The sequence below is a fragment of the Micromonospora sp. KC207 genome (assembly GCF_004348615.1).
Taxonomy (GTDB): Bacteria; Actinomycetota; Actinomycetes; order Mycobacteriales; family Micromonosporaceae; genus Micromonospora.
Map to the genome: position 1 here is coordinate 1 of NZ_SMKJ01000378.1, position 5,248 is coordinate 5,248.

At 75.1% G+C, this 5,248-nt stretch carries 5 protein-coding genes and 1 pseudogene; 3 read left to right on the forward strand and 3 right to left on the reverse strand.

Features of this window, described 5'->3' with window-relative positions; all coding sequences use genetic code 11:
- From E1258_RS29515 to E1258_RS29525, 3 genes and pseudogenes are all read left to right on the forward strand, one after another.
- A pseudogene (locus E1258_RS29515) lies at nt 1-216 on the forward strand (DNA repair protein RecO); the annotation flags it as partial.
- Between the two features lie 28 nt (nt 217-244).
- Nucleotides 245-1,045 carry an isoprenyl transferase gene (locus tag E1258_RS29520; protein WP_207919806.1) on the forward strand — a complete coding sequence of 267 codons (801 nt, stop codon included), beginning with the start codon at nt 245-247 and terminating at the stop codon, nt 1,043-1,045.
- Between the two features lie 99 nt (nt 1,046-1,144).
- The gene (locus E1258_RS29525) at nt 1,145-1,330 is read left to right on the forward strand and encodes a hypothetical protein (protein WP_007072465.1); all 186 of its coding nucleotides are present in this window, start codon (nt 1,145-1,147) and stop codon (nt 1,328-1,330) included.
- Nucleotides 1,331-1,381: 51 nt separating this feature from the next.
- Here the strand turns inward: E1258_RS29525 and gndA are convergent, their stop codons facing one another.
- The 3 genes from gndA to E1258_RS29540 all read right to left on the reverse strand — a co-directional run.
- Nucleotides 1,382-2,827 (reverse strand): NADP-dependent phosphogluconate dehydrogenase, encoded by a 1,446-nt coding sequence (gene gndA, locus E1258_RS29530; protein WP_132406886.1) that lies wholly within the window; start codon nt 2,825-2,827, stop codon nt 1,382-1,384.
- Between the two features lie 157 nt (nt 2,828-2,984).
- Entirely contained in the window at nt 2,985-3,785 is an 801-nt protein-coding gene (locus E1258_RS29535) for an energy-coupling factor transporter transmembrane protein EcfT (protein ID WP_132406888.1), read from the reverse strand.
- Nucleotides 3,786-3,867: 82 nt separating this feature from the next.
- Nucleotides 3,868-5,248: ABC transporter ATP-binding protein (locus E1258_RS29540; protein ID WP_132406890.1), on the reverse strand; the 1,381-nt coding region annotated here is incomplete at its 5' end.

Below are 5,248 nucleotides of genomic sequence, written 5' to 3' on the forward strand. Positions count from 1 at the left end.
GTTCACAGCGGCGGTACCGCCCCGGCCACCGTCGACCTGATGTCCGCGCTCACCACCGGCGACTGGGTGCTCGCCGACGCCACCGAGACCGGCGTACGCCGGGAGTGCAGCGGCCTGGTCGCGGCGCACCTGCAATGGCACCTGGAGCGCGCGCTACGCTCGCTGCCGCTGGTCGACCGGGGCGGCCCGGCGGCCGGGGCGGTACCGCCGCTGTGAACAGGGAGAAGACCGAGTGATCCGATCGATGAGGGCCGGCCGGGGCGCGCCGGTGCCGCCGACTTCGCACCCGTCGGGTGCCCGGCCCCCGGCGTTGCCGGCCGACGCGTTGCCGAAGCACGTCGCGATCGTCATGGACGGCAACGGCCGGTGGGCCAAGGAGCGGGGGCTACCCCGCACCAAGGGCCACGAGCAGGGCGAGCACAGCCTTTTCGACACCATCGAGGGCGCGATCGAGCTGGGCGTCCCCTACCTGTCGGCGTACGCGTTCTCCACGGAGAACTGGCGGCGCTCGCCGGAGGAGGTCCGGTTCCTGATGGGCTTCAACCGCGACGTCATCCGCCGCCGCCGTGACCAGCTCGTCGATCTGGGCGTGCGGGTGGTCTGGTCCGGCCGCGCCGGGCGGCTGTGGAAGAGCGTCATCTCCGAGTTGCAGACCGCCGAGGAGATGTCCCGGGGCAACTCGACGCTGACCCTCCAGTTCTGCGTCAACTACGGGGGGCAGGCCGAGATCGCCGACGCCGCCGCCGCGATCGCCCGCGACGTGGCGGCCGGCCGGCTCGACCCGGGCAAGGTCACCGAGAAGACCGTGGCGAAGTACCTCTACCACCCGGAGATCCCCGAGGTGGACCTCTTCCTCCGCCCGTCCGGGGAGGAGCGGATCTCCAACTTCCTGCTCTGGCAGACCGCGTACGCGGAGCTGGTGTTTCTCGACACACTCTGGCCGGACTTCGACCGCCGTCACCTGTGGTACGCCTGCGAGCTGTACGCCCAGCGGGACCGCCGGTTCGGCGGCGCGCTGCCCAACCCGGTGGCCCCGCAGCTCTGAGCACCCCGCAGTGAGCACCCCGCAGCCGAGGCAGGCTTACCGGCGCGGCCGGCGGGGTATCACCGTCGGCAACAGCCACGACGGCGGAGGTGAACCCACATGATTCAGAAGCGGATTGCCCAGTGGGCGGTCATGGCGGCCGCCGTGCCGCTGGCTGCGGCCGGCGCACGCCGGCTCAGCCACACGCTGGAGGCCCGACGCGGCCCCACCGGCGTCACCCGACTGCTTACCAGGGGTGCCGACCTGCTGCGCCCGCACAAGGCCAAGCGTCGCCGGTTCTTCTGACCCGTCCGTCGGCGCCGCCCCCGCACCTCGGGGGCGGCGCCGACGGGGTGCTCAGGCCTCCACTTCGGAGCGAGCCTCGGTGGCCCACAGCGTGTGGAACGACCCGTCCCGGTCCACCCGGCGGTAGGTGTGCGCGCCGAAGTTGTCCCGCAGCCCCTGCAGCAGCGCGGCGGGCAGCCGCTCGGCGCGCAGCCCGTCGAAGTACGCCAGCGAGGAGGAGAACGCCGGCGTGGGCACCCCGGCGCGGGCCGCGTCGACGACCACCCGCCGCCAGCTCGGCACGCCGGCGCTGACCGCCTCGGCGAAGTACGGCGCGACCAGCAGCGACGGCAGCTCCGGCTGGGCGTCGTACGCCTCCTTGATCCGGTCCAGGAAGCGGGCCCGGATGATGCAGCCGCCCCGCCAGATCGTCGCGGTGCCGCCCAGGTCGATGTCCCAGTCGTACTCGCTGCTGCCGGCGCGGATGTGGTCGAAGCCCTGCGCGTACGCGACGATCTTGCTGGCCAGCAGCGCGCGCCGCACGTCCTCGACGAAGGTGTCCCGGTCCTCGACCTGCCACTTCTCCCCGGCGTCGCCGAACGCCCGGCGGGCGGCCTCGCGCTGGCCGGCGTGCCCGGACAACGACCGGGCGAACGTCGCCTCGGCGATGCCGGTGATCGGGATGCCCAGGTCCAGCGCGCTCTGCACCGTCCAGCGGCCGGTGCCCTTCTGCTCGGCCTGGTCGAGTACCACGTCCACGAAGGCGCGGCCGGTCGCCGCGTCGGTGTGCCCCAGCACCTCGGCGGTGATCTCGATGAGGAACGACTCCAGCTCGCCGGTGTTCCACTCCCGGAAGATCTCGGCGATCTCCGCCGGGCTCGCCGACAGCCCGGCCCGCAGCAGGTCGTACGCCTCGGCGATGAGCTGCATGTCGGCGTACTCGATGCCGTTGTGGACCATCTTCACGAAGTGGCCGGCGCCGTCGGGGCCGATGTGCCGGCAGCACGAGGTGCCGTCCACCTGCGCGGCGATCTTCTCGAACATCGGGCCGAGCTTCGCGTACGACTCGGCGGAGCCGCCCGGCATGATGCTCGGCCCGAGCAGCGCGCCCTCCTCGCCGCCGGACACGCCGGTGCCGGAGAAGTGCAGCCCCCGGGCGCGCAGCGCCTCCTCCCGCCGCCGGGTGTCAGCGAAGTGGGCGTTGCCGCAGTCGACGATGATGTCGCCCTCGTCCAGCAGCGGCACCAGCTCGTCGATCACCGCGTCGGTGGGTGCGCCCGCCTTGACCATGATGATCACGGCGCGGGGGCGCTCCAGCGACGCGACGAAGTCCTCCAGGGACTCGGACGGCACGAACGTTCCCTCGTCACCGTGATCGGCGACCAGGCTGCGGGTCCGCTCCGGCGACCGGTTGTGCACCGCCACCGTGAACCCGTTCCGGGCCAGGTTGCGGGCCAGGTTCCGGCCCATCACCGCCAGCCCCGTCACGCCGATCTGCGCCGTCGCCTGTTGCGTCATCCGTACCCGCCACCTCTCGCGTCGCCTGTAGTGCTGCGACGGTATCGCGCCGCCCGACGGACCGGGACCGGTGGTCGACACGGTGTCACAGTGTGGTTGCGTCGCCGCAGGCCCCAGCCGCGCGCCCCGCCCTCGGGCCCGCCGTCCACGCTTCTGGTCAGCCGATCAACGGGCGGAACGTGCCCAGCGCGACGCTGACCGCCAGCGCCGCCCCCGCCAGCGCCGCCGCCCCGGCGATCAGCAGACCGTCGGCGGCGGTGAACCGCTGCCGCCGGGCCACGGTGCGCGGGATGCCCGCGTCGAACCCCCGGGCGTCCATCGCCACCGCCAGGCGGGTGCCCCGCCGGATCGCCCCGACCAGCAGCGCGAACGCGGTCGAGACGAACAGCCGCAGCCGGGCCACGGGGTTGCGCCCGGCGTCCACTCCGCGCGCCCGCCGAGCCATGCTGATCATCTGCCACTCCCGGCCGAGCAGCGGCACGAGCCGGAACGCCGCGAGCGCGCCGATCGCGAAGCGGGCCGGGGCCTTCGCGTTCTGGACCAGCGCGTCGGCCAGGTCGGTGGGGTCGATGGTGGCGAAGACGATCACGCCGGGCAGCGCCACCGCGAGCACGCGCAACGCCAACCCGAGCGCGGTCAGCAGGACCCCGCTGGTGACCAGCACCGGCCCCGCCTCGACCAGCACCCGGCCGGTGCGCTCGGCGGCGAACAGGACCAGGGTGACCACGATGCCGGCGGCGCTGAGCAGCAGCGGCGCGGCCCGGCGGGCGAGCATCCGGTACCGGATGCCGAACAGCGGCAGCACGGCCAGCTCGACGCCGATGGCGATGGCCGGTGCCACCGGGTCCAGGGTGGCGAGCAGGGCGAACGAGAAGACCAGCGCGGCGGCGACCTTCGCCACCGGGTTGCGCCGGGCCAGCGGCCTGCCGGGCGTGGCCACCGGCGCGATGCTGATCACGCCGCCACCGCCGGCCCGTGGCGCGTGCCGGTCGTGCCGCCCCCCTGCCCGTGGCGCGTGCCGGTCGCCGGCCCGTGGCTGGTCATGCCGTCACCGCCGCCTCGCCGGTCAGGGTGACCCGCCGGTCAGCCAGGGCCGCCACGAAGTCCGGGTCGTGGGTGACGGTGACGACGCCGTGCCCGCCGTCGCGCAGCTCGGCGAACAGGTCGACCAGCTCCAGCCAGGTGCGCCGGTCCTGGCCGAAGGTGGGCTCGTCGCAGACCAGCAGGCGGGGCGCGGTGGCCAGGGCGGTCGCCACGCTCAGCCGCCGCGCCTCCCCACCCGAGAGGGTGTACGGGTTCGCCCGGGCCAGCCGCGCCAGCCGCAGCCGGTCGAGCAGTCCGTCCACGGTGGCCCGGACGGCGGCCTCGGCCTGGCCGGTGCGGCGCGGCCCGAGAGCCAGCTCGTCGAAGACCGTCCCGGTGACGAACTGGTGCTCCGGGTCCTGGAAGACCGACCCGATCCGGCGGGCCAAAGTGGGCGCCCGCCAGCGGTGCGGTGCGACGGCGGCGTCCCGCCCGGCCAGTTCCCGGGTCGCCGTCACCCGGCCGGCCCCCGGCCGCAGCAGCCCGCCGAGCAGCAGCGCCAGGGTGGACTTGCCCGCCCCGTTCGGGCCGAGGACGGCGAGCGCCTCGCCGGCGCGTACCGCCAGATCGGTCGGGGCGAGGCGGGGCGGCAGGGCGACCCGGTCGGTGGTGAGCAGCGGGTCGCCGGGGGCGGCGGTGGCCTGCCGGGGCGGCACCGTCCGGCCGGGCACCCAGACCCCCTCGGCGGCGAGCGCGTCGCCGTGGACGGCGAAGACCGCCTCCGGCGGCCCGTCGGCGCGGACCCCGCCGCCCGGCTCCAGCACCACCACCCGGTCGACCAGCGGCAGCGCCTCGGCGACGCGGTGCTCGACCAGGACCAGCGTGGTGTCGGCGGCCACGGCGTCGGCCACGGCCCGGCGGACCAGCGCCGCCCCGGCCGGGTCGAGGTTGGCGGTCGGCTCGTCGAGCAGCAGCAGCCCCGGCCGCAGGGCGAGCGCCCCGGCCAGCGCCAGCCGCTGCTGCTCGCCGCCGGAGAGGGCCGCGGTCGGGCGGTCCCGGTGGTACGGGAAGCCGACCCGGCGCAGCGCCTCGTCCACCCGGGGCCAGATCTCACCGGCGGGCACGCCCCGGTTCTCCAGCCCGAACGCGACGTCGTCGCCGCAGCGGGCCATCACGAGCTGGCTCTCCGGGTCCTGGAAGACGATGCCGACCCGTTTCCGGTCGGTGCGGGGGTCGAGCCCGTCGACCTCGACGGTGCCCTCCTGCTCGCCCGAGTCGTCGGCCAACAGCCCGGCCAGCGCGGCCAGCAGCGTGCTCTTGCCGGCACCGGACGGCCCCAGCAGCAGCACCCGCTCCCCAACCTCGACGCGCAGGTCGACTCCCCGCACCGCCCAGGCC

Coding starts and splice junctions, on each gene's coding strand:
- E1258_RS29520 (WP_207919806.1), top strand. CDS start 245: ATGAGGGCCGGCCGGGGCGCGCCGGTGCCGCCGACTTCGCACCCGTCG.
- E1258_RS29525 (WP_007072465.1), top strand. CDS start 1,145: ATGATTCAGAAGCGGATTGCCCAGTGGGCGGTCATGGCGGCCGCCGTG.
- gndA (WP_132406886.1), bottom strand. CDS start 2,827: ATGACGCAACAGGCGACGGCGCAGATCGGCGTGACGGGGCTGGCGGTG.